Here is a 22,678-nt window from a genome sequence, read left to right as displayed (position 1 = left end):
TTATTTCGCTGCTGTCATTTTAGAATGAAGTTTCTTCCCAATAAAGCGAGCTGAAAGGTTAAACAAAAGAATAAAGACTAACAGTACTGCTGCACTTCCTGCGGAAACAAGTGTGGCGTCAGGGATTGTTCCTTCACTGTTAACTTTCCAAATATGAACAGCTAGGGTTTCCGATTGACGGAAGATAGAGATTGGACTGGTGACACTAAGCGGGTTCCAATTTGACCAATCAAGAGCAGGTGCTGATTGACCTGCAGTATAAATGAGCGCTGCTGCTTCACCAAAAATACGGCCAGAAGCCAAAACAATACCAGTGACAATTCCTGGCAATGCCTCTGGAATAACCACATGGAAGACTGTTTCCCAGCGTGATAGGCCTAAAGCTAATCCTGCTTCACGTTGTGTGTGGTGTACATGAAGTAAACTATCTTCAACGTTACGGGTCATTTGAGGAAGGTTAAAGACCGTCAAAGCAAGAGCTCCTGAAATAATAGAAAAGCCATATTCAAACTGCACAACGAAAATCAAGTAACCAAAGAGCCCCACAACCACAGATGGTAGAGAAGACAAAATCTCAATACAGGTTCTAATAAAGTTGGTAACAGATCCTTTCTTGGCATATTCAGCCAAGTAAATCCCCGCTCCTGTTGAAAGAGGAATGGAAATAATCAAGGTAACAATCAATAGGAAGAAGGAATTATACAACTGGATACCAATTCCCCCACCAGCTTCGTACGAAGACGATTTTCCTGTTAAAAAGGACCAGCTGATGTGTGGCAAGCCACGGACAAGAATATACAGAATTAAGGAAGCCAAAATAGCTACAATAATTCCAGCAATGGTATAGAGGGTACCAGTCGCTAATTTATCGACTTTTTTAGCGTTCATAATTTCTCTTTCTCTCTTTCGTGATTAATTTGACAAGGGAATTGAAAGCTAGGCTCATTAATAACAAGACTAAAGCAAGTGACCAAAGGACATTATTTTGAACAGTTCCCATAACCGTGTTACCAATACCCATTGTCAAGACAGACGTTAAGGTTGCGGCTGGTGTCGTTAGTGAACTTGGCATTACAGCAGAGTTACCGACGACCATTTGAATGGCTAAGGCTTCACCAAAAGCTCTCGCCATCCCGAAAATAATGGCAGTAAAAATACCTGGACGAGCTGCATTAAGAACAACACGCCAAATGGTTTGCCAACGTGTTGCTCCCATAGCCATCGATGCTTCACGGTAATGACGAGGCACAGCGCGCAAACTATCTGTTGTCATAAAGGTTACGGTTGGTAAAATCATAACAAATAAGACACAAACCCCAGATAAAATCCCGAAACCTGTACCACCAAATATAGAGCGCATAAAAGGAACAATCACTTGTAAGCCAATAAACCCATATACCACGGAAGGGATGCCTACCAAAAGTTCCACTGCAGGTTGTAATAGCTTAGCGCCATATTTGGGTGAAATTTCCGTCATAAAGACAGCTGCTCCAATGGCAAATGGTGTTGCAATAATAGCAGATAAAATAGTGACCAAAAAAGACCCTGTAATCATTGGGAGCGCTCCAAGATAAGGAACACCAGCTGCATTTTTGACACTAGGTTGCCATTCTTTACCAAATAAGAAATCAAAAAGATTGATCTTGTCCACAAAGAAAGTTGACAGACCTTTCTGAGCAACAAAGATTAGAATCATCGCAACGATAAAAACAATCAAAGCCAAGCACAAAAACGTGATGGTACGGCCAAAGGTTTCTAGCCTTGAATTCTTTGATGGTGAGACTAATTTTTTAGCCAATTCCTGATTTTTCATAATTCCCCCATTATTTATCCATGACTTTGCCATCATGGGTTTTGATGACTTTCATGTCAGTTGTCGAAATATAGCCCATATGGGTAACGATTTTGTTTTGGACTTCATCTGATAACATGTAGTCGAGAAATTCTTTGGTCAGTCCTGTTGGTTTACCTTTAGTATACATGTGTTCGTAAGACCAGATTGGCCAATCATTTGTCACAACATTTTTTGCATCCGCCTTAAAACCATTTAATCGTAATGACTTCACTGAGGAATCAACATAGGCGAATGAGAGGTACGAAATAGCGCCTGGTGTCTGAGAAACTATTGACTTAACCATCCCGTTGGAATCTTGTTCCTGACTTTGTTTAGCGTTGACCCCTTTCATGATAACACTGTCAAACGTTGCACGTGAGCCAGAACTCGCCGCACGATTAATAACTGAAATCTCAAGATCTTGGCCCCCAACTTGTTTCCAGTTAGTGTATTCCCCTGAAAAAATCTTTTGTAACTGCTGGCTACTAAGGTTGGAAACCTTAACTTTAGAGTTGGTAATGACAGCAAGACCAGCAACAGCAACTTGATGATCGACTAGTTTGTTAGCATCAATCCCATCTTTTTCTTCCGCAAAGACATCACTATTACCAATTTGGACAGCTCCTGATTGGACTTGAGATAATCCTGTACCTGAGCCACCTCCTTGCACATTAACTGATTTCCCTAGGTTACTGCTTCCAAATTCATCAGCTGCTGCTTCCACTAAGGGTTGTAGCGCTGTTGATCCTACGGCAGTTATCGACTCACCTTTATCAATCCAGCTAGAACATGCAGATAAAAAGAGAGTTGATAGGGCCAAAAGACTTAACAAAAAGAATTTCTTTTTCATTTTCATTATTGTATTTCCTATTCGTAAAAATAAAGGGTATATATGTAGAAACTAAATTCCACATATTCTTTATAGTAACATATCTACCTATGCTTTGAAAGAATTTTTTATTTAAATTTGTAACATTTTAATCTCATTTTTTGCGCTAAAAACGAAGCCCTTTCGGGAAATGATTTTTAACGGTCTTATCGACAACTTTAGCAAAACCTAACCCATTGCCATCGATAAGTAACTGGTACCATCCCGTTGGATAGTATTGAGATAAGCTGATGGTATGACCAGAGACATAGCGCTTAAAATCATCCTCTGTTAACGTAATGGAGGATTTCACGTCGTTAGAATGCAGAGCCACTCCTAAAGCATAGGAAGGTTCAAACCGTTTCTTTTTGAAGACTCCCAATTCTAAACCATTTCGAGCAATTTTTAGGCCCTCTAAAGCTGGAAGCCCATCTGGTAGGAGATATAAGTAATCACCAAAGGTTTGCAGAGTCCCTGACAACACTAGGTTTAAATGGTTTTTTTCGAAAGTTTTCCAAAGTTGCAGTTGTTCCTTGTTCAAGTTGCTTTTCGGCACTTTACGCTTTGGTACAGACTCAGGTGGACGCTTATCCTTGAACTTGGCAACAAATTGCCCTTCTCCTTTATAGCGATGCGGATACATTCTCGCAGGTTCTGAAAAAGCAATTCCTTCTACCATTCCATTTACTTTGGGAATGTCGACCAATTCTAAAAAGTCATAAGTCTCTAATAACCATTTGACTACCCCTTCGTTTTCTTCAAAAGACCAGGTACAGGTGGCATAGATTAACTCTCCGCCAGGTTTCAACATTGATAAGGTATCTTCTAAGATGGACTTTTGAAGGACAGCACACTCTGCAGGGTAATCTTGGTGCCAATACTGAATGGCATCTGGGTCTTTACGAAACATTCCCTCACCAGAACATGGACCATCAAAAACAATCATATCAAAGTATTGTGTAAAGACCTTTGCAAGACGATCTGCGGATTCGTTCATTACAATGACATTTCGTGCCCCAAAGCGTTCAATATTCTCAACCAAAATCTTACTGCGCTTCTTAGAAATTTCATTGCTGACAAGAAGTCCGGTGTTATCTAAATAAGAAAGTAAGTGAGTTGATTTTCCTCCTGGTGCAGCTGCCAAGTCTAAAACACGGCTACCCTTTTTGGGAGCCGCTACTTGGGCTACCATTTGAGCAGCCGGTTCTTGCGAATAAACTAAACCAGAAACATGTTCTGGTGACTTGCCAGAGACTTTTCCATAATATCCCCATAGTGTATTGGGGATGGGATCTTCAAAGGATTTGGACTGTTTTTTTAAAGGATTAACCCGAAAAGCATTTACCGCTTCTTGTTGAAAACTAGCCAAAAAGGCTTGAGTTTCATGGCCTAAGATAGAGTGATAAATATCAATAAATTCTTTTGGTAATGGCATCATTTTTACTACTATTTATTATTCTGTGATAGATGAGTCAGTTTTTAAAAAAGACTCAATCTTAGTGAGCTGACATTTTGGAACAAACATTATTTTTTGGCGTGATGCAAAGTCAGGTTCCTGACCGTTCAAAGTTAAAAGAACATACCCCAACTTTTCACCCAACACTTTTGCGGCTGCGTAGTCCCATGGTTGAATGGTTGAAAAATAGGCTAATAAATCCTGCTTCATCACCTTGACCATGCAAATACCTGCTCCGCCATAGACCCTTACTCCTAGAGTGTGGGAAATCAGATTGGCAAGGTTGTTATCATTCCTAGCAAACATCCCTGCATTGCAGCCAATTAAACTACGCTCTAAAGGCTTTTCTTGGTAGATAGGCAACTTATCACCGTTTAAAGTGACATCAAAGTGACCTCCACCAGCTAGCAATTGACCTGCCATGACATCATAAATGAGACCAAATTGGCCTTGACCTTCTTCATAATAGGCAATCATGATAGCAAACTGTGACCCTTGGACGATAAAATTAACGGTGCCATCAATGGGATCAATCACCCAAACATTTCCTTGATTAATTGGATGACGGACATCATTTTCTTCAGCTAAAATAGCATCATCAGGATAAGACGACTTGATACGGTCAATCAAGAATTGTTGAGTGTCTTGATCCACATTTGTCACCAAATCATCAGATTGCGCTTTCACTTGTATGTCTAACTGTTGCGTCATCTTACTTTTGATAAATTGCCCAGCTTCTCTAATGATTTGCTTGGCAAATGCGTATTTAGTTTCCAAGTGAAAAGAATCCTTTCTCTATAGCCCTTGCTTTTTTAACCGCTTGATAAGTGGAATAACCACTTGCTTTTTGGAAATCACGGTCGATTTGCTTTTCTTGCGCTTTGCTTCTGACAATCTCTTTATAGGCTTTGTAACTCTCTAAAAGGTCTTCTGCCTTAACCTTGTCCTCGTAAGCTAATTCCACTCTGGTCAAAAAATGAAGCACTGAGGAAATTTCTTCAGTGCTCCAACTCAAGTCAAGTGGATAATGATAATTACCTGACATATTATCCCTCAATCTCTGCTTTTATAGTCGCTTGACGTAATTCCTGTTTACGGTAATCTCTTGGTAAAAAGGCTCTAATTTCGTCTTCGTTAAATCCGATTTGCATGCGTTTTTTATCCATAATGATAGGACGGCGAAGAAGGCTTGGGTTTTTAGCAATTAAGTCGATTAAATCTGAAATCGACAGTTCTTCCACATCAATATCAAGTTTTTGAAAGACTTTCGAACGCGTGGAAATAATATCTTCCGTCCCGTTTTCTGTAAAAGAAAGAATGGACATGAGTTCGTCACGGCTCAATGGGCTTGTGATAATATTATGTTCTTGAAAGTCAACTTCGTGTTTTACTAGCCACGCTCTTGCTTTGCGGCAACTCGTGCAACTGGGTGATAAAAATAAGGTAACCATATTTTTCCTCTGTCAATTTTACTTACCTTATTATACAAAAAATTAAATCAGTTGGCTATCTTTTTTCCAATTTAGTGCAGTTTCTTTATCAAGTTCTAACCGCTCTACTAAATCTTCAATGCCATCAAATTTAGCCATGTCCCTAATCTTGTCTAACCAAATAATCTCGATGGATTCGCCGTAAATATCTCCTTCAAAACCGAAAATATTAGCTTCTAAACGCAACTCCTTTCCGCCAAAAGTAACATTTTTTCCAATACTCGTCATGGAACGGTGTTTTTTCCCATTAACAAGTACGTCTGTTACATAAACACCATCAGCTGGTAAGTAGGTCCTATCAATAGGAGCCAAATTAGCTGTTGGAAAACCAATGGTTCGACCGCGCGCGTCACCGTGTACAACCATTCCCCGAGTAGATAGCTCATAGCCTAACAATTGATTCGCTTTTGCCACTTCACCTTCTAAGATTAATTTCCTAATACGTGTTGAGGAAATCTTTTCCTGATCCTCGGTGACTTCTGGAATCGTGTAAACATTACCTTCAAAGTTTCGCTCTAAATAATCACTATCCGTACGATTATGACCAAATTTATAATCAAACCCAACAACTATATGTTTAGCTTTGAGACGTTTGATATAATGGGCGATAAAATCATCCGAAGATACCATTGAAAAGGCAGACGTGAAATCAATCAGATACAACCGATCAACACCGTACTCTGCAAATTTTTCATGCCGTTTTTCTGGATAAGTAATATGAAGTAGCAAATCAGGTAAAAATCGAGAAAACGCTAGTCTAGGAGATTCGTTAAACGTTAAGGTCACGACTGCTAAGTTTTCCGCTCTTGCAATTTCTTGAGCTTTATCAAATAAGGCCTTATGCCCTCGATGTAAGCCATCAAAGTACCCCAACACTAATATGGTGTCTTCTTCTTGATGAATATCCTGATAGCCTTTAATATATTCAATGTCCATAATTTTCCATTCTACATATTGATAGTTTTAAATGAGAACTTTTCGTGGTTTATAATCTGAATCACGTTTTTCTAAAATGGCAATTAATTTTTCGACATGAAAGACTGCTAATAACGGTTCCTGACTAGGCAAGGCAAGTCGTCGGCCATATGAAATTTCCGTCATCTCGTGTTCGTCAATCACCATTCTAGGTAAGTCATTGACTCCGTATTCAATCGGCAATAAAAAGCGCATGTCATTCTGAGACAATAACTCAGCAATTTCTCCCAAAGTATAGGCAGTCTCCAGGGTTAATCCTGCTGAAGCTGATCGCTGCAAGAAGGACATGTGACTCTCTACCCCTAGAGCTCGACCTAAATCAACTGCTAAGGTCCGCACATAAGTTCCCTTGCTACAAGCAACTTTAAAAGAGAATCGGCAGAGACCGTCTTCAGTAAAATTTAAAGGGCTGGTGCGTTCAAATTGGGAAATGGTCACTTCTCTTCTAGGACGTTCGACACTTTCACCAGCACGCGCATACTCGTATAATTTACGGCCATTAACCTTTACGGCTGAATACATAGGTGGGGTCTGTGTGATTTTTCCAAGGAAAGTCGTCATCGTTTGATCAACGAGTTCTTCTGTTAGCGTCGCTGGCAAAGAGGACCTCGCAACTACCTCTCCACTAGCATCCTCAGTCGTTGTTGAGTAACCGAGAGTAACTTGCCCTTCATAAACTTTACCAGCTTCTGTCATGTATTCAATCACACGAGTAGCCTTACCAACTGCAATTGGTAGAACACCGACCACATCAGGATCTAAGGTCCCTCCATGTCCAATCTTTTTCTCTTGTAATAACTTTCGTAATTTAAAAACTGCGTCATGAGAGGTCATGCCGGCCTCTTTTTTTAAATTAATGATTCCATTTATCATGTCTATTTTTCTCTCTAATTAGTAATTGTTACTGATTCTATTCTACCGCTTTATCATCAATTTTGCCAAAATAAACGCTTAACCAATTTTAGCAGGGAAAGACTCACTTTCAGGCTTACTGGTCCTTGAGGGCTTCAAATTTCTCTCGCATGGTTGGGTTTTGGCGGGTCAGTTTTTTAACTGAAACATCATCTAATTTATTATTAGCTAAGCGTAACTGATTTTCACTAGTGGTTAAAAAGCGTTTCACTTCCTCCATGCGTTTAATCGATTTATCAATCTCGTCAATAGCCTTTTTAAAGTTATTGCTGGCAGACTGATAGTTCTTAGCAAAGGCATTCTTAAATTGTTCCAAATCCTCTTCGAAGTGAGTGATGTCAATATTTTGTTCCTTAACCAAGGCCAACTCTTGCTTATAATGTAAACTATTCATGGCCGCATTTCGCAGAATCCCTATCAACTGGATAAAGAGTTGAGGACGAACCACATACATCTTTTGATACTCATGACTGACATCAACAATTCCTGTATTGTAGTAATCATTATCAGCTTCTAACATGCTTACCAAGACAGCATACTCACAATCTTTTTCGCGACGGTCTTTATCTAACTCCTTGAAAAAATCCCTATTTTTATGTTTTGTTTTGGTGGTGTCTGCCTCGTTTTTCATTTCAAACATGATAGAGAGGATTTCTACACCGTTGGCATCAACCTCACGGTAAATATAGTCCCCTTTTGACCCACGACTAGACAATTGATTATCTTTAGCAAAGCTAGCATTGGGAAAAGCATAACTTCTTACTTTATTGAACTCAGTTTCAGCATAGAGTTCTAGACTCTCTCCTATTGCTTTGGTAGATTGCTGAGCTTTGAAATTTTTATAAAATTCAACTTGCTCGTTAGCAGCTTTTAGCTGGGCTTCGTAATCGCTGCGCACCGAAGCCAACGACAATTCACTTTCTTTAGCTTGAAGCGCCAATTGGTTCTTGATCCCATCGCGTTCTTTTTCGATTGTAGCAAGCTTTGACTGGAACGTGGCATCTTTTTCAAGTGCTAATTTGTCCAGCTGATTGGTCAAACTAACCACTTCTTTATCCTTCTCAGCTAATTGATTGGCCAGTTCCAAAGCATTTTGTGAGGCTAATTTATCTAATTTTGCTACTAAGGCTGCGATTTCTTGGTCTTTCTTCGCCAATTCTTCTTGTCTGAGATAGGCTTGTTCTTTTTCAATTTGCTCTAATTGGTTTGTCAAGCTGGTAATAGCTGTTTCTTTTTTTGCGACAACCTCGTGCAACTGATGTTTCGCTTTTTCTTCCAGCAAGGCTATCTCATTGGTTAACCGTTTTTGCAATTCTTCATCAAAGGCTTGCCCTCTGACTTGTTCCAATAATTGACTATACTCTGATTCATTGATAGTAAATAGGGTATGACAATGAGGGCATTTAATTTCGTTCATCTTGTCTCCATTCTGAGATTCTTCTTTTTATTATAGCAAAAAAGCTCAGGAAGTTAAGTCCCAAGCCGTCATAGATAGAGGTGTCCAATCTATATATATAGAGAGATTTACTCATTTTGATAATCCTGATAAAACTCTACCTTTAATAATATAAAACGCTCTAAGTCTTGTAAGAGCTGAAATAAAACCGCACGTCGCTCAAATTCCTCCCGAGTTTGAGGAAGGTCCCGTTGACGAAAGGTTTCAAGTAATTGTTCGATATCATCAATCAAGGTTAAAGCCGAATTTTCTTCACTTAACTGACAAGCTGTTTCATGAAAAAGATGTGATAGGAGAATACTTTCTCGACTCTGACTAGTAATCTTATCAACATTAATAGCCATTTGTCCTAATAATCTATTTTGCTGGCGTCGCATTTCAAAATAATGCACTTGATAGTTTGTTTGATGGAACAGTCTGTTGTGACGCTCACGGTAAACTAACTGAAGTGCTTCCTCTAAAGTCTTATCTAGTCCCTTAACCATCACCCCATCATTTTGCCCTTGTCCTTCCAATAAAAACTCTTCAAAACGATACAAGATAGCCTTTAAATCATCCTCAACTATTTGATGGTAACGTCGAATCTCTTTATCCTGAGAACTCATGTAAGTATTGAAAAGTAGGGCAACTCCAGTTCCTATAAAGAAAAGTAAACATTCATTCCATAAGACTGGCAACTGAATACTTTTCTCAGCAATTAAGTGAGTGACTAGGACAGTAATAGGCACCAGCCCTGCTTCAATTCCAAAACGATAAAGTAAGGGGATAGTAACCACTAGATAGAGAGCTAAGGCTAGCGTTGTGTAGCCAAAAAGGCTAAAGCAAATCATCGCAATCCCGAAAGCCAGGAAAAAAGATAGCAAGCGATTCCTAGCGACTACCAAACTGGACTTACGGGTATCTAAAACACTTAATAAGGCAATGATCCCTGCTGAAATCGCATAATCCAAATGAAGTTGGTAGGCAATTAAAATAGCAACAACGGTAGCCAAGGTCATTTTTAATGTACGTTCAACTGAACCCATGACAAGACTCCTAACCTAATCCTTTTTGGATTTCATTCTGAATATATTCCCATTCCTGTTCTGCTCGCTTGAGTTTACGATGATAATCTGTTAATCCTCTCAAGTAGTGATTAATCAAGTAATCCTGTTTCACTAAGGGAATAACGGGAATTGGAATATCCAACAATTCTTTCGTTGAGAGATTGATCACATCTTTGCCATGGTCCGCTGCGTCCAAGAGCGCTTGACCAATAGGTGAGTCCAAAAAGAACTTGATATAGTAGCCCCTTAACAGTTTTTGAGGGCGTAAGACAGTGATATTTGATGATGCCACCACATCTCGATTTTGCTTATGAAAAACACAGACTTTTTTTAGGGTTCCCTTAGAGGCGATTAAGACATCTCCGTCTTCCAAAAGGTAACGCAAGAGTTGTCGACGATCCATCTGGAAAGTTCTTAATTGGTGATATTGAATCCCTAAGGTTCCCATGTCCGATAAATTAATCAATCCCACATCACCGGGCTCTGCCTTACTCGACACTGCTTTTCCTTTAAAGCAGTCTACAGCCTCGCCTAACGCTACCTTTTCTTTGCCATTTGTTAAGTAGGCCTCAATGTTATTGTTCATGTTTAGTATCTTTCTATTAGAATATAGTATTTAGATACTATCATATTCTATCCTACATTTCAAGAGCTATTTTTTAACCACCATTTTAACCACCTAGTCAATTAATTTTAAAGCTTCTAACATGTCCACCTTCTTAAGATGCTGATGAACCCAAATCCCTAATACTAGCAATAAACTCAAAATAATGACAATAGGAACCAAGTAGACATAGCCATCAACCTTATTGCCGAACTGAATATCCCCTGTAGAAATTATTCTCATGATATAGGTATGTAGTGCTTTCCCTAGAAGAATTCCTATCAAAATGCCTATCAGCGATAAGGAAATAGTTTCCCGGTAAATGTAGAAGGTCACTTCTTTATCATAAAAACCAAGCACCTTAACGGTTGATAATTCTCTAATACGCTCAGCAATATTAATACTGGTTAAATTGTAAAGAATAACAATAGCTAATAAAACAGACACGATAACTAGGAGAGACATAACCTGGTCCAAAGAAGCAACCATCAGCTGAACTGCTTGGATCTGGTTAGCATTTTGTGACACCACTGTAATGGCTTTTAAGCTCAGCATTTTACTAGCAAGCTGTTTGACCTTCTTGTGGGATGAGTCTTTTAGATTAATAAAATAAGCAGGGCTAGTCTCTAAATTATTAAACTGTTTAGCATAATAAGTATCCGACATGATCAGATAATGCCCAACAGTCATATCAATAACCTGCTTAACTTTAAGCTTTATCTTATCGTTTTCGAGACCATTATCCTGAAGCCACAGTTCATCCCCTGCTTTTACATGGTAATAAGAGGCTAATTTCTCAGAAATCAAGACCCCAGACTTTGGAATAGCAACGGCTTTTTGCTTTTGACTATCTAACAAATTAACATAGGGAGAGAGTGTTTTAGCTGGGGTTGAGAGAATAGAAATCGTTTGCTTATCAGTAATACCTTTTATAGGAAGAGTTAGCTGAGCATAAGAAATCTTTTTTTGTCTTGCTATTTCCTTTCCGGTGAGAACCTTTTGTAAAGAAGCCTCTTCTGCTAGTGTTGACTTGCTTGCACCTACTGCTAAAATATCATAGGTCGTTAATTCTCCAAATTGATGGTCAATAACCTTTGCTAAAGACGATTGAATGCCTAATCCTGCAAACAAGAGAGCAACCGAGCCTGCAACACCAATAATGGTCATTAGCATCCTTTGTTTATAGCGAAATATATTGCGAATAGTAACTTTATGACTAAACGAGAGACGTTTCCAAATAATAGTGATATGCTCTAACCATATGTTAGCGCCTTTGCTTGGAGGCTTAGGAAGTAACAGCTGAGCCGCATTGAGGAATAACTCTTTCTTCACAACAAGGTAAGCTGGTAAGACAGTCGACAATAGGGCCAGTAAATAAGCTAAGGCGCTATAAGCATCATAAAAATAAAGGTGCGTTTTTCCGATAGTCAGTGGTGCCGTCAAAATGTCTGAAATCAAGGCTGGTAAAACATAAGTCCCTCCAAGAATCCCTAAGCTGGTTCCTAAAAAACTAGCTAGTAGACCATAACCTAAAAATTTTAAGCTGATCTCCCTATTAGAATAACCGAGAGCCTTTAAAAGACCTGAGGTTGTTCTTTCTTCATCCACATAACGCGTCATGGTGGTAAAAGCCACTAGCGCAGCTACTAAATAGAGAACTAAGGGAAAAATATTTCCCACATTTGAAATAGAACTTATGGAAGTCGCATAAGTGCGATAACCTTCTGCACCTGGCAGTGTTGATCGATTGTAGGTGGTATAATGTGGTCTTTCTAGCTTACTTTGAGCCAGTTCAACCTGTCTTAAACGACTTTTTTCCTGTTCCAATACCTTATGAGCTTGTTCTAGTTGGTTCTTAGCTTCTTGCAAAGCACTACCCTTAAGAAAACCTAATTCCTGTTCTCTAGCCGCTAAGGTTGCTTGCTCAGACTGTAGTTTTGCTTTGCCATTCGTTAAAGCAAGTTTATATTGACCTTGTAGTTCCTCGTAACGGCGTTGGCTATTGTCTTGGAGTAGCTGATCCCACGTCGTCTGGTTTTGAGTTACAGTTTGACGGTATTGTTTAGAAAAGGCGTTCGCAAAACGAAGATTATTAAATCGGAGACGTAGAATATTGGCATCTCCTTTAAAAACGTTGGGCCGACTAAAAGCATAAGCATAGAGGCTACCATCACCTGCCGAAGCCCCCCCTAAATTGCTTTTGGACCAAAGTTCAGAAGAATGGGCAAAGCCGACAACTCGAAACCGCTCTGAAGTCAGTAGCCCTTTACTAGGCGGTGTTACCCTTATCGTGTCTCCTAGCTGATAGCTTTTTTCAAGTGCAGTCGATAAGACAATTTCTGTGTCTTGCTTTGGCCAATGCCCCTCAACCAAAAGTGGTTTTGACAGCTTATTTGGAAGACTGTATAACCTAAGAGCTTGCTGGTCGTTTGTTATATTAAGATCTACGAGGTGACCGTATTCTAAAACCACATCCTTTAGGATATTCAGCTCTTTGCGATCTTCTTGAGAAAATTGATGAGAAGCTAGGACTGCCATATCCATAACCTGTTGCTTTTCAAGATAATGACTAGCTGTGCGTTCCATATCTGGACCTGTAACTTTCAGCCCAACCAGAGCAAAAGATCCTAAAGCCATTAAACACATTAAGGAAAAGAAACGCCCCTTACTCTTTTTAATAGCTCTTATCATATCTTTCCATAAAGTTTTCGTTATCATCATAAAAGCCTCTTAATAATCAATCGTGTCAATGCTAGCAGGTACTTCATTGACAGTGATCTTAGTAACCTGTGCATCATGAAGATGGATTACACGATTAGCAATGGGAGCAATCGCAGCATTATGAGTGACAATAAGAACAGTAGTTCCCTTATTATGTGCCATCTGTTGCAAAAGGTTTAGAATTTGTTTTCCAGTCTGATAATCCAAGGCACCTGTTGGCTCATCGCAAAGTAACAGCTTAGGATTTTTTGCTAGAGCTCGCGCAATAGAAACACGCTGCTGCTCTCCACCTGATAACTGTGCTGGAAAATGATTTAGGCGATGACCAAGTCCAACTTCCTTTAACATCGTTACAGGATCTAAAGCATCCGATACAATATCAACAGCCAACTCTACATTTTCTTTGGCTGTTAAATTAGGGACCAAATTGTAAAATTGAAAAACAAAACCAATATCATTACGGCGATACTCTGTTAAGGCACGAGAGTTATAACTTACAATGTCCTTACCATCGATGAAAACATGACCATTATCTGCAGTATCCATTCCTCCTAAGATGTTTAACACTGTGGACTTACCTGCACCAGATGCTCCTAGGATGACCACTAATTCCCCTTGGTTAATGTCAAAAGAAACGTCACGATTAGCATGTACAAGGGATTCTCCAACCCTATAGGATTTTGACACTTTTTTCATTTCAATGAATGCCATGAGGTTCTCTCCTTTATATGAACATAGTGTTGATTTAAGTACAAACTTATTATATAATGGCCTCAACTATTTAACAAGGACAAATCCTAAGCAACTGTTGATTTAAGGAGCTCTTCTACATGACACAAAGAAAAACTGAAACCAAAACTTATTTAAAAGCTGCACTCACGGCTTTACTAGCTGAAAAACATTTCGAAGACATCACGGTTTCTGACCTTACTCAAAAGGCTGGTATTAACCGTGGCACTTTTTACCTTCATTACAAAGATAAATTTGACATGATGAATCAGTTGAAAAACGAGACCTTAGATGACTTGTATTGTCTGTTAAACCAAACAGGCATTTATACCGATACAAGAGCCGTTCTGATACAGACTTTATCTTACCTTCTCTTGCATCGAGAGTTTGTAACTGCACTAGCAACAACGTCTTATTTAAATTTTCCTCAATTGATTAAAGATTTCTGTTATCAATTTTTGACCACTATCGAGGAGTTCCAGATCATTGTTGTGAATCAATATCATATTCCTTACCCTTATGCCTTAGAAGTTTATTTAGCAAGTATTGAAAGCATTATTACCTACTGGATTAATAACGGCTATCAGGAATCTCCTCAAGATGTTACTGATATTATTCTCAAAACAGTTGCTCTTGATTCACTACCATCCTAAAAAAGCATCCAAATCTTTTCTTTCCTCATGTATGTGTGACATCACAAGTTTGAGTAAGATAGATGATGCTTTTTTCATTTCTAAAAATCAAAAAGTTTGAGGATATCCTCAAACTCATAAGCCTTTTCGTAAATTGAAGAAGGTCTTCATTCGTGAAATCACTGACTCATCTCCTACAAAATAAATATGATCCCCTTTTTCGATAACTGAATAAGGGCCAGGTGAAATAACAAAGGTACCATTGTGTTCAATAGCAACAATAGTTGCACCTGTCTGATGCCAAATATTGAGGGCACCAATGGATTTTCCAAAGTGTTCTGAGTCATTGTTACAAATAATCTCATAAGGCGCTAGCGGATACTGCTTACTAATGGATTGACTTTGCATTAAGAAATCATTAACCAAGATAGCCATTTTTTCCATAGCTCTCTCTTGCTCATGAATAGTGTCTCGAATCTTTTCTTTGATCATAGCGATGGAATGTGTTGACTCATACTGATTAATAAAGTCAATAGCTTTTTCTTTTGATAAGACAATTGCTCCACTCCCATGCTTTAGGGTAAGAATCTTTAAGTCTGCTAAGATATTTAACCCTTTGCGAGCTGTTTCCGGAGATACATTAAAGGTAGATGCTATTGTCGTTCTTGACTTTAATTTTTCTCCTACTTCATATTCTCCTTTTGCAATACGTTCAGCTACTGAAATAGCAATTTTTTGATACTTTGAGCTTTTTATCTCCTTTTTACGGTTTGGCATCATTATACTCCTTAACTTAACATTCTTTCATGTTCCTATTAATTAAAACACATTTCTCCTTATAAAACAATCATCATTTTCTTACCGTAACAAAAAGAAGCTGGTTGATAACCAGCCCCATAATGTTAACACTTAGCAATTTTGCTATGCAAGTTTACTTATTTAGCTGCTTCATCACTAGTAACAGTATTAGAAACAGTATCTTTTAGTTTTCCAGCTTGTTCAGATACAAATTGTGAGGTCGATGAAGCGGCACTAGTCACACGATCTTGAACGGTAACACTAGCTTCCTCATGCTCAGCTTTGGTACGAATATCAACAACATTCACATTTACCTCAATAACCTTAAGATGTGTCATGCTAGCTACATTTTGGGCAACAATAGCTTTGATAGATTCAACAATAGCTGGGATATCTTTGCCATACTCTACGACAATGGCGAGATCTACGGCAACTTCCTTAGTTCCGACCTCAACCGAAACACCGTCTGTAACAGAATCAGAATTCACCAAATTATTTTTGATATTTGAGAAAAATCCACCTGTCACAGCCAGCAAACCGCCGACATTTTCTAAGGCATGGCCGACAATTTTTTCAATCACTTTGTCGTCATAGGTAAGTGTACTTTTAATCTGATTTGTTTCCATCGTGTCTCCTTTATTGTTATTTGTTGTCTATTTGTTATCGTCTAAGCCCTTCTTGAGCCCTTTTAAGGAATCTTTGGCATCTGCCGCGACTTCTTTCACTTTTCCAGCTACCTGGTCAACCTTGCCCTCGGTCTCCAAAGATTTATCTCCAGAAACTTTACCAAGACCTTCTTTTAGTTTACCACCAGCTTGGTCCAATTTTGCATTCCATTTTTCATCTGACATAGCAAATCCTCCTTCAAAGTATTTCGTTCAAGTATTACTATTACTGAACACGTGGTTCAGCTTGTTGATCTTGAAGTTTTTCAACTCCTGCCCCAACTGATGTTTTCACATTTTCAACTTGGTGACTTGTAAATTCAGAGGTTGAACGTGCCATATCAGTCACTTTATCCTGTAAACTTACTTTTTCAGCATCAAATTGTGCTTTTGTTTTAATATCAACTACCTTGACGTTAACTTCAATAACGTCCAAATCTGTCATTTTCTTAACTTCTTTTTCAACGATAGATTTAATAGCGTCATAAATAGTTGGAACATGTTTTTGGTACTCTGCCACAATATCCAAATCAACGGCAACTTGTTTTTTACCAACTTCAACATTCACGCCGTCACGAACAGATTCTGTATTAACCAATTTATCTTTTAAATTAGCTAAGAAGCCACCGTTAACACCTAGTAAACCATCAACGTTTTCAAGAGCCAAACCGACAATTTTTTCAATTACTTTGTCTTCATAAGTCAATTCACCACGAATAGACGGTGCTAAATCTTTAGTTGTATTCTTAATATATGTTTCAGTCATGATATGTCTCCTTTGTTGATTATTTACTTACGACCAAGAAATTGATCGATGATTCCCGTTTTCTTGGCATACAGGCCGCCATATACTCCTAAGAGAATAAAAATGATTGCTAGCAGTGTTTTAAATAGGCCAAAAGACATGAGCAATATGGCAATGATTAACCCTACCAGCCCCCCAATAATGGGATACTTGAATCTTTCATAAAATTCCATCAGACATCTCCTATTCTACACGTTTCCTTGCAACATGCTTGCGGTCAGAATCAGCAATTTCTTTCACATAAACCTTGAAATTGACCGGGCGATCAAGTCCAAAGAATTCTTTCAAACCTGTCTCAATACCTTCTTTAATCCCGTTAACTTGGTCAGTTACGCCTACTCGTGACGCTAATTGCCCGCTAACATCAATTTTAAATTTACGCTTATAGAGTTTAGCATTAACGTTAGGATTAGGCATGAGCCCCGCTACTTTAATAGCAGTTGCAACATAATTTTCAATAGCAGATTTTTTCAACAAGAGTTTTCCATTCTTGTTACGCAATTGAATTTCAGTATAAGTACGAGGGTAAAAAATAACGGCTAAAAGGATGATTAAGACGAGCACAAACATCACAATCGCCGCCCAGAAATAATAATAGTATAAAGCTGGATCTAGGAAATTGGGAAGTCTATCAATGTCCCAACTTAACCAGCGATAGCTATAAGGTAAGCTAACATAATCTCCGGTCGTCCCTATTACCCATCCGAGGATGGATAATAGGACGAGGCCGATGAGACTATATGTTATTTTTAAAAATTTTGACATACGAACCTCTTTCCTACTTAATCGACTTTATTGTCATTATTTACAAGTAAAGTAGAGGAACTAGTTGTTAGTTTTACTTAGTACAAAAGAAGTGATAATCACGACGATAACTGCACCAATGATAGATGGAATCAAAGCCATACCAGCTAATGAAGGTCCCCATGCACCAAGTAGGGCTTGACCAACGTAAGAACCAATTAAACCAGCTGCAATGTTAGCAATCCAGCCCATTGATCCACCTCTTTTAGTAAGAGCTCCAGCAATAACACCAATAAGTGCACCAACGAGTAATGTCCAAATAAGTCCCATAATAATTCTCCTTTTCAGATACTCCCGTATCTATTGTCCGATGAAACATGACCGTAATCATGCTTCGAGTTATTGTCAACAATAATCACTTTTCAAGTGACTATATAAACCAAATTATGAAGTGTTAGTTCTTTTATTCGTCAGAATAAAGATACTTATAAAACGAATACAAATCCTTTATCACAGAGTTTTTGTAAAGTGACCACTCGTTATTTAATTTATATTGTTATTATACACCTTTAGATGTGAAATGCAACTGATATGCTCCTAAAACTTAAAATTTTTTTAATTTTTATTTGAGAACGTCTCTTATAAAGAAAATAAAAAAACAAGCTCCCTACGTACTTATATAGTAGGAAACTCATTTTTCTTATTTTTTCTCAATAGGAGCAACACTTGCTAGTAATTTCTTTAACCCAACTTCTGGGAATTTGATTTTCAATTCCATCGTTTTTCCAGATCCTGAAACCTCCAGCACAGTGCCATCTCCCCATTTTTTATGGTGAGCGATATCGCCTATCTGCCAAGTGACCTCTTCTAAAGAGCGATTAGAACCAAACGGTAAACCTGAGCTAGTTGAAGCTGATGATATCATACGTGCCTGCATTGGCTGTGGTGATTGTCTTACTTGAGCCTGAGCCTTTCGAGCTTGGAGAGCTTCTGATAGACTCATCCCTTGTCCAAACTGTGTGTGTTTGTCAGTAGAGAAACGCACACCAAATGAAGATTGTGCTGGTCTTGCCAACCCTTGATAAGAGAGTAATTCTTCTGAAATTTCTTTTAAGAACCGTGTTGGACGGTTATAACTACTTTTTCCAAAGAGGGTTCTGGTATTGGCATTAGTCATAAAGAGAACTTCTTCTGCCCTTGTTATCCCCACATAGGCCAAGCGTCTTTCTTCCTCTAATTCATCAGGATCTTCCGAAGCCCGTGATAAGGGGAAGACACCTTCTTCCATACCAATTAAGAAAACAACAGGAAACTCCAAACCTTTGGCAGCATGTAGGGTCATTAAGGTTACTTCAGCAGCTTCTGCTTGGGAATCATCTGTATCAGCAATCAGTGCTAAATCATTTAAAAAACGTCCCAAGCGATCAACACCGGTTTCGTCTTCTTGAGAGGCACTTGACTCGTCAAAATTTTTGGTAACAGATAAGAACTCTTCGATATTCTCAATGCGAGCCTGACTTTCCAAAGTATTTTGCAGGCGTAAGCTATCTAAATAGCCTGTTTTTTCTAACAAAGCTTCTGCTAAGTCAGTGATACTCATGGTCTCTAAATCTTGTCGTAATTGATTTAAGATGCCTGCCAAATCCATCATGGCCTGCGCAGCTTTTCCTTTTAAAGGTGACATGAAGAGGTTTGAAGCAGCTTCTAATAAAGATTGATTGCTTTCATAAGCAAACTGACGCAGTTTATCAAGCGTTCCTGGACCAACACCTCGTTTAGGTTCATTCACAATCCGCTCAAAGGAAATATTATCAGCTGGGTTAGCGACAATCGTTAAGTAGGCAATTAAGTCGCGAATTTCTTTACGGCTATAGAACTTAGTTCCGCCAACCATGGTGTAAGGAATGTTGGATTTTAAGAGCGCTTCTTCAATCGTACGGGATTGGGCATTGGTACGATATAAAACAGCGAAATCTTTGAAGTTTTTCCCGAGCTCTTGAGCCATGTTGCTAATGGTAGAAGCGACAAATACTGCCTCATCTCGCTCATCATTTGCCCTATAATAAACCAGTTGTTCCCCGTCTGCATTTTGTGTCCAAAGTTTCTTAGGACGGCGATTACGGTTATTGTTAATCACGTCGTTAGCTGCTTGCAGAATTTTCTTGGTAGAGCGATAGTTTTCTTCTAAAAGCACTACCTTAGCATCTGGGTAATCTTTTTCAAAATCAAGAATATTTTGCATGTCAGCTCCCCGCCAACCATAGATAGACTGATCAGCATCTCCAACAACGCAAATATTTTTAAAGCGAGAGGCTAGCAACTTGACTAATTGATATTGGGCATGGTTGGTATCTTGATACTCGTCCACATGAATGTATTGGTAGCGCTGCTGGTAATAAGCTAATACGTCAGGATTACTATCAAAAAGGTGTAGAGTCATCATGATTAAATCATCAAAGTCCAATGCTTCACTACGTCGTAATTCTTCCTGATAAGCTTTGTAACATCTCGCTACTATTTGACTATACATATCAGCAGCCTGCGCCTCGTATCCCTTCTCATCAAGTAAATCATTTTTAGCATTTGAAATGGTTCCTAAAATAGAACGTTCATTCCACTTTTTAGGATCCAGATTAAGTTGCTTCAAAATGCGTTTCATCAAGGTTCGTTGCTCACCTGGATCAATGATGGTAAAATTACGATTGTAGCCTATATGATCCGCTTCACGCCGTAAAATCCGTACACACATGGAGTGGAAAGTTGCAATCAATGTGTCCTTAGTAGCTGGATTTAAAGCCAAGGCCCTTTCTTTCATTTCATGCGCAGCTTTATTGGTAAAGGTGATGGCTAATATATTCCATGGGTTCACGAATTTTTCATCAATGAGGTAAGCCATTCTGTGGGTTAAAACCCGTGTCTTACCGGATCCCGCTCCTGCCATAATGAGTAAGGGACCTTCGGTTGTTTGAACCGCCTGAGCCTGTCGATCATTCATTCCATTTAATAAAGGATTCATGTTTTCTCCTCAATTTTTTCCTTAACATCTCTTTTAGTAACCCTAAAATTATATCACGTTTCTTTGTAAAATAGCAAAGGAGATCTCAAATACCTCTGAGAAGATTTGTCCCTTTTTAGCGATAAGCGGCTCATAATGATAACGGTTTCTCAAAAAATTCCTTATTATTCCTCTATTTTGATTGACTTCATTCGTATTTTCCGGTATGATAGACATAATTTAATAAACCGAATGATGTCATGCAGGAGAAGAAAGTTATTTCGCCGAAGGAGTTATACTCTCAGGTGTCCACCTATTGGACGGGACTGTTTGATGGACGGACTTCTGGAGAGACCTTATTAGGCGCCGAAGGGGCAAGGCAAACTGCTCAATCTCTCAGGCAAAAGGACAGAAGATAAGATAGAAAAACCATTAAGTCAACACTTAGTCTTTTTGCGTTTGCTATATTATCATTGCTTCAGAAGTTGTCTCTCAGAGATAGCTTTTTTCTTTTGCCAACTTCGATAATTTAGGAGAAACAAATGATTACAATCGCTAAACTAATGGATGATTTTGTATGGGGACCGCCCTTGTTAATCTTACTGGTTGGTACTGGTATTTACCTTACGAGTCGTTTAGGCCTCATCCAAATCTTAAAACTACCGAGAGCTTTTAAACTTATTTTTTCAGATGATGATGGTCACGGAGATATTTCATCCTTTGCTGCCCTTGCAACCGCACTTGCCGCTACCGTTGGTACAGGAAATATTGTCGGAGTCGCCACTGCTATCAAATCAGGCGGCCCTGGAGCGCTCTTTTGGATGTGGGTAGCTGCTTTTTTTGGAATGGCGACTAAATATGCCGAAGGAGTATTAGCTATCAAATATCGTACGAGAGATGCCAATGGTCATATTTCTGGTGGACCTATGTACTATATCGTTAACGGTATGGGACAAAAATGGAAACCGTTAGCTATTCTTTTTGCTGTGTCAGGTATTCTGGTAGCCCTCTTTGGCATTGGTACCTTTGCTCAAGTCAATTCCATTACTTCCTCTCTAGGGCACAGCTTTGGCTTATCACCACAGGTTGTTAGTATTATTTTGGCTATATTTGTTGCTGCCATTATTTTCGGAGGTATCCATTCTATCTCCAAAGTAGCTGAAAAAGTCGTTCCTTTCATGGCTATTTTCTATATTCTTTCAAGTTTGGCTGTTATTTTTATACATTATCAGCACATTGTTCCCGTTATTCGTTTAGTGCTCCAATCCGCCTTTACACCAACTGCTGCTATTGGAGGATTTGCAGGTAGTATGGTTAAAGATGCTATCCAAAAAGGGATTGCACGCGGGGTTTTTTCAAATGAATCTGGACTAGGCTCTGCTCCTATTGCAGCAGCGGCAGCTAAAACCAACGAACCAGTTGAACAAGGATTAATTTCGATGACAGGAACCTTTATCGATACCATTATTCTTTGCACTTTAACAGGATTGTCAATCCTAGTCACTGGGCAATGGACTGGTCCTTTAGAGGGAGCACCTTTAACGCAATCTGCCTTTGCTTCAGTTTTTGGAAATTTAGGAACTTTTGGACTGACCTTTTCCCTTGTTCTTTTTGCTTTTACAACAATCTTAGGTTGGAGCTACTATGGTGAACGCTGCTTTGAATTTCTCTTTGGTATTACTCACCTAACTTACTTCCGTATTGCTTTTGTGTTAATGGTAGGTCTTGGTGGATTCCTCAAATTAGAGCTTATTTGGATTTTAGCTGATATCGTGAATGGTTTAATGGCACTCCCTAATCTTATCGCCCTTTTAGCCTTATCTCCTGTAGTCATCCATGAAACAAAACATTACTTTCTCAAGCATCAATTCAATCAGTAACACCCAAACCTGCCTAGCCTTCTTTCATCTATTTCAAAGGGGCTAGGCTTTTTAGTTCAGCTAGTTTT

General features: G+C 38.8%; 24 protein-coding genes and 1 riboswitch. Of the genes, 2 read left to right on the top strand and 22 right to left on the bottom strand.

Going from position 1 to position 22,678, the window contains the following annotated elements; genetic code table 11:
* The 14 genes from pstA to ACYTR8_RS02460 form a co-directional block, all read right to left on the bottom strand.
* Window positions 1-888: a phosphate ABC transporter permease PstA gene (pstA, locus tag ACYTR8_RS02525; protein WP_111716518.1), complete on the bottom strand. Its 888-nt coding sequence runs from the start codon at window positions 886-888 to the stop codon at window positions 1-3.
* A complete protein-coding gene (gene pstC, locus ACYTR8_RS02520) occupies window positions 878-1,813 on the bottom strand; it encodes a phosphate ABC transporter permease subunit PstC (protein WP_022554676.1) in 936 nt (311 codons plus the stop codon). Before pstC ends, pstA begins: the two co-directional genes overlap by 11 nt.
* Window positions 1,814-1,823: 10 nt before the next feature.
* Window positions 1,824-2,690 (bottom strand): phosphate ABC transporter substrate-binding protein PstS family protein, encoded by an 867-nt coding sequence (locus ACYTR8_RS02515; protein WP_269760031.1) that lies wholly within the window; start codon window positions 2,688-2,690, stop codon window positions 1,824-1,826.
* 139 nt (window positions 2,691-2,829) lie between these two features.
* Entirely contained in the window at window positions 2,830-4,137 is a 1,308-nt protein-coding gene (locus ACYTR8_RS02510; RefSeq protein WP_332460906.1) for an RsmF rRNA methyltransferase first C-terminal domain-containing protein, read from the bottom strand.
* Window positions 4,138-4,155: 18 nt separating this feature from the next.
* Window positions 4,156-4,935: an inositol monophosphatase family protein gene (locus tag ACYTR8_RS02505; protein ID WP_479641616.1), complete on the bottom strand. Its 780-nt coding sequence runs from the start codon at window positions 4,933-4,935 to the stop codon at window positions 4,156-4,158.
* A complete protein-coding gene (locus ACYTR8_RS02500) occupies window positions 4,925-5,203 on the bottom strand; it encodes a UPF0223 family protein (RefSeq protein ID WP_065358606.1) in 279 nt (92 codons plus the stop codon). The genes ACYTR8_RS02505 and ACYTR8_RS02500 overlap by 11 nt, the downstream gene beginning before the upstream one ends.
* Before the next feature lies 1 nt (window position 5,204).
* Window positions 5,205-5,609: a Spx/MgsR family RNA polymerase-binding regulatory protein gene (locus tag ACYTR8_RS02495; protein ID WP_003050964.1), complete on the bottom strand. Its 405-nt coding sequence runs from the start codon at window positions 5,607-5,609 to the stop codon at window positions 5,205-5,207.
* Between the two features lie 42 nt (window positions 5,610-5,651).
* Window positions 5,652-6,584 (bottom strand): bifunctional riboflavin kinase/FAD synthetase, encoded by a 933-nt coding sequence (locus tag ACYTR8_RS02490; RefSeq protein WP_111716527.1) that lies wholly within the window; start codon window positions 6,582-6,584, stop codon window positions 5,652-5,654.
* A gap of 27 nt (window positions 6,585-6,611) precedes the next feature.
* Complete coding sequence (gene truB / locus ACYTR8_RS02485; protein WP_479641615.1) at window positions 6,612-7,496, bottom strand: tRNA pseudouridine(55) synthase TruB; 885 nt, start codon at window positions 7,494-7,496, stop codon at window positions 6,612-6,614.
* A 115-nt stretch (window positions 7,497-7,611) separates the two neighbouring features.
* Window positions 7,612-8,952 (bottom strand): DUF2130 domain-containing protein, encoded by a 1,341-nt coding sequence (locus tag ACYTR8_RS02480; protein WP_479641614.1) that lies wholly within the window; start codon window positions 8,950-8,952, stop codon window positions 7,612-7,614.
* A gap of 107 nt (window positions 8,953-9,059) precedes the next feature.
* Window positions 9,060-10,016, bottom strand: a complete 957-nt coding sequence (locus tag ACYTR8_RS02475; RefSeq protein WP_269760027.1) for an aromatic acid exporter family protein — start codon at window positions 10,014-10,016, stop codon at window positions 9,060-9,062.
* A gap of 10 nt (window positions 10,017-10,026) precedes the next feature.
* Complete coding sequence (locus ACYTR8_RS02470) at window positions 10,027-10,623, bottom strand: restriction endonuclease subunit S domain-containing protein (RefSeq protein WP_003057769.1); 597 nt, start codon at window positions 10,621-10,623, stop codon at window positions 10,027-10,029.
* 93 nt (window positions 10,624-10,716) lie between these two features.
* Entirely contained in the window at window positions 10,717-13,359 is a 2,643-nt protein-coding gene (locus tag ACYTR8_RS02465; RefSeq protein WP_479641626.1) for an FtsX-like permease family protein, read from the bottom strand.
* Window positions 13,360-13,371: 12 nt separating this feature from the next.
* On the bottom strand, window positions 13,372-14,073 hold the full coding sequence (locus ACYTR8_RS02460; protein ID WP_479641613.1) for an ABC transporter ATP-binding protein: 702 nt from the start codon (window positions 14,071-14,073) through the stop codon (window positions 13,372-13,374).
* Between the two features lie 119 nt (window positions 14,074-14,192).
* Between ACYTR8_RS02460 and ACYTR8_RS02455 the strand changes: the two genes are divergently transcribed.
* Window positions 14,193-14,744 (top strand): TetR/AcrR family transcriptional regulator, encoded by a 552-nt coding sequence (locus tag ACYTR8_RS02455; protein ID WP_479641612.1) that lies wholly within the window; start codon window positions 14,193-14,195, stop codon window positions 14,742-14,744.
* 114 nt (window positions 14,745-14,858) lie between these two features.
* On the opposite strand, the gene ACYTR8_RS02450 is transcribed toward ACYTR8_RS02455, so the two are convergent.
* The 8 genes from ACYTR8_RS02450 to pcrA form a co-directional block, all read right to left on the bottom strand.
* Complete coding sequence (locus tag ACYTR8_RS02450) at window positions 14,859-15,500, bottom strand: GntR family transcriptional regulator (RefSeq protein ID WP_138125703.1); 642 nt, start codon at window positions 15,498-15,500, stop codon at window positions 14,859-14,861.
* 158 nt (window positions 15,501-15,658) lie between these two features.
* Window positions 15,659-16,147 carry an Asp23/Gls24 family envelope stress response protein gene (locus tag ACYTR8_RS02445; RefSeq protein ID WP_003050981.1) on the bottom strand — a complete coding sequence of 163 codons (489 nt, stop codon included), beginning with the start codon at window positions 16,145-16,147 and terminating at the stop codon, window positions 15,659-15,661.
* A gap of 27 nt (window positions 16,148-16,174) precedes the next feature.
* Window positions 16,175-16,372, bottom strand: a complete 198-nt coding sequence (locus tag ACYTR8_RS02440; RefSeq protein ID WP_003050983.1) for a CsbD family protein — start codon at window positions 16,370-16,372, stop codon at window positions 16,175-16,177.
* A gap of 40 nt (window positions 16,373-16,412) precedes the next feature.
* Window positions 16,413-16,952: an Asp23/Gls24 family envelope stress response protein gene (locus ACYTR8_RS02435; RefSeq protein ID WP_003057774.1), complete on the bottom strand. Its 540-nt coding sequence runs from the start codon at window positions 16,950-16,952 to the stop codon at window positions 16,413-16,415.
* A 23-nt stretch (window positions 16,953-16,975) separates the two neighbouring features.
* Window positions 16,976-17,164, bottom strand: a complete 189-nt coding sequence (locus ACYTR8_RS02430) for a DUF2273 domain-containing protein (protein ID WP_003050987.1) — start codon at window positions 17,162-17,164, stop codon at window positions 16,976-16,978.
* A 10-nt stretch (window positions 17,165-17,174) separates the two neighbouring features.
* Entirely contained in the window at window positions 17,175-17,756 is a 582-nt protein-coding gene (amaP, locus tag ACYTR8_RS02425) for an alkaline shock response membrane anchor protein AmaP (protein WP_111716547.1), read from the bottom strand.
* 60 nt (window positions 17,757-17,816) lie between these two features.
* Window positions 17,817-18,065, bottom strand: coding sequence for a GlsB/YeaQ/YmgE family stress response membrane protein (locus ACYTR8_RS02420; protein ID WP_111716550.1), 249 nt, complete (start codon window positions 18,063-18,065; stop codon window positions 17,817-17,819).
* Between the two features lie 370 nt (window positions 18,066-18,435).
* A complete protein-coding gene (gene pcrA / locus ACYTR8_RS02415; protein WP_479641611.1) occupies window positions 18,436-20,751 on the bottom strand; it encodes a DNA helicase PcrA in 2,316 nt (771 codons plus the stop codon).
* A 314-nt stretch (window positions 20,752-21,065) separates the two neighbouring features.
* Window positions 21,066-21,152: riboswitch (glycine riboswitch) on the top strand.
* Window positions 21,153-21,272: 120 nt separating this feature from the next.
* Between pcrA and ACYTR8_RS02410 the strand changes: the two genes are divergently transcribed.
* Window positions 21,273-22,610 (top strand): alanine/glycine:cation symporter family protein, encoded by a 1,338-nt coding sequence (locus ACYTR8_RS02410; protein WP_111716554.1) that lies wholly within the window; start codon window positions 21,273-21,275, stop codon window positions 22,608-22,610.
* Window positions 22,611-22,678 lie beyond the last annotated feature (68 nt).

The organism is Streptococcus sp. F2 (assembly GCF_056500955.1).
Note: the sequence above shows the minus strand (reverse complement) of the source record. Positions and strands in the feature narration are given on the sequence as shown.

Coding starts and splice junctions, on each gene's coding strand:
- pstA (WP_111716518.1), bottom strand. CDS start 888: ATGAACGCTAAAAAAGTCGATAAATTAGCGACTGGTACCCTCTATACC.
- pstC (WP_022554676.1), bottom strand. CDS start 1,813: ATGAAAAATCAGGAATTGGCTAAAAAATTAGTCTCACCATCAAAGAAT.
- ACYTR8_RS02515 (WP_269760031.1), bottom strand. CDS start 2,690: ATGAAAATGAAAAAGAAATTCTTTTTGTTAAGTCTTTTGGCCCTATCA.
- ACYTR8_RS02510 (WP_332460906.1), bottom strand. CDS start 4,137: ATGCCATTACCAAAAGAATTTATTGATATTTATCACTCTATCTTAGGC.
- ACYTR8_RS02500 (WP_065358606.1), bottom strand. CDS start 5,203: ATGTCAGGTAATTATCATTATCCACTTGACTTGAGTTGGAGCACTGAA.
- ACYTR8_RS02495 (WP_003050964.1), bottom strand. CDS start 5,609: ATGGTTACCTTATTTTTATCACCCAGTTGCACGAGTTGCCGCAAAGCA.
- ACYTR8_RS02490 (WP_111716527.1), bottom strand. CDS start 6,584: ATGGACATTGAATATATTAAAGGCTATCAGGATATTCATCAAGAAGAA.
- truB (WP_479641615.1), bottom strand. CDS start 7,496: ATGATAAATGGAATCATTAATTTAAAAAAAGAGGCCGGCATGACCTCT.
- ACYTR8_RS02480 (WP_479641614.1), bottom strand. CDS start 8,952: ATGAACGAAATTAAATGCCCTCATTGTCATACCCTATTTACTATCAAT.
- ACYTR8_RS02475 (WP_269760027.1), bottom strand. CDS start 10,016: ATGGGTTCAGTTGAACGTACATTAAAAATGACCTTGGCTACCGTTGTT.
- ACYTR8_RS02470 (WP_003057769.1), bottom strand. CDS start 10,623: ATGAACAATAACATTGAGGCCTACTTAACAAATGGCAAAGAAAAGGTA.
- ACYTR8_RS02465 (WP_479641626.1), bottom strand. CDS start 13,359: ATGATAACGAAAACTTTATGGAAAGATATGATAAGAGCTATTAAAAAG.
- ACYTR8_RS02460 (WP_479641613.1), bottom strand. CDS start 14,073: ATGGCATTCATTGAAATGAAAAAAGTGTCAAAATCCTATAGGGTTGGA.
- ACYTR8_RS02455 (WP_479641612.1), top strand. CDS start 14,193: ATGACACAAAGAAAAACTGAAACCAAAACTTATTTAAAAGCTGCACTC.
- ACYTR8_RS02450 (WP_138125703.1), bottom strand. CDS start 15,500: ATGCCAAACCGTAAAAAGGAGATAAAAAGCTCAAAGTATCAAAAAATT.
- ACYTR8_RS02445 (WP_003050981.1), bottom strand. CDS start 16,147: ATGGAAACAAATCAGATTAAAAGTACACTTACCTATGACGACAAAGTG.
- ACYTR8_RS02440 (WP_003050983.1), bottom strand. CDS start 16,372: ATGTCAGATGAAAAATGGAATGCAAAATTGGACCAAGCTGGTGGTAAA.
- ACYTR8_RS02435 (WP_003057774.1), bottom strand. CDS start 16,952: ATGACTGAAACATATATTAAGAATACAACTAAAGATTTAGCACCGTCT.
- ACYTR8_RS02430 (WP_003050987.1), bottom strand. CDS start 17,164: ATGGAATTTTATGAAAGATTCAAGTATCCCATTATTGGGGGGCTGGTA.
- amaP (WP_111716547.1), bottom strand. CDS start 17,756: ATGTCAAAATTTTTAAAAATAACATATAGTCTCATCGGCCTCGTCCTA.
- ACYTR8_RS02420 (WP_111716550.1), bottom strand. CDS start 18,065: ATGGGACTTATTTGGACATTACTCGTTGGTGCACTTATTGGTGTTATT.
- pcrA (WP_479641611.1), bottom strand. CDS start 20,751: ATGAATCCTTTATTAAATGGAATGAATGATCGACAGGCTCAGGCGGTT.
- ACYTR8_RS02410 (WP_111716554.1), top strand. CDS start 21,273: ATGATTACAATCGCTAAACTAATGGATGATTTTGTATGGGGACCGCCC.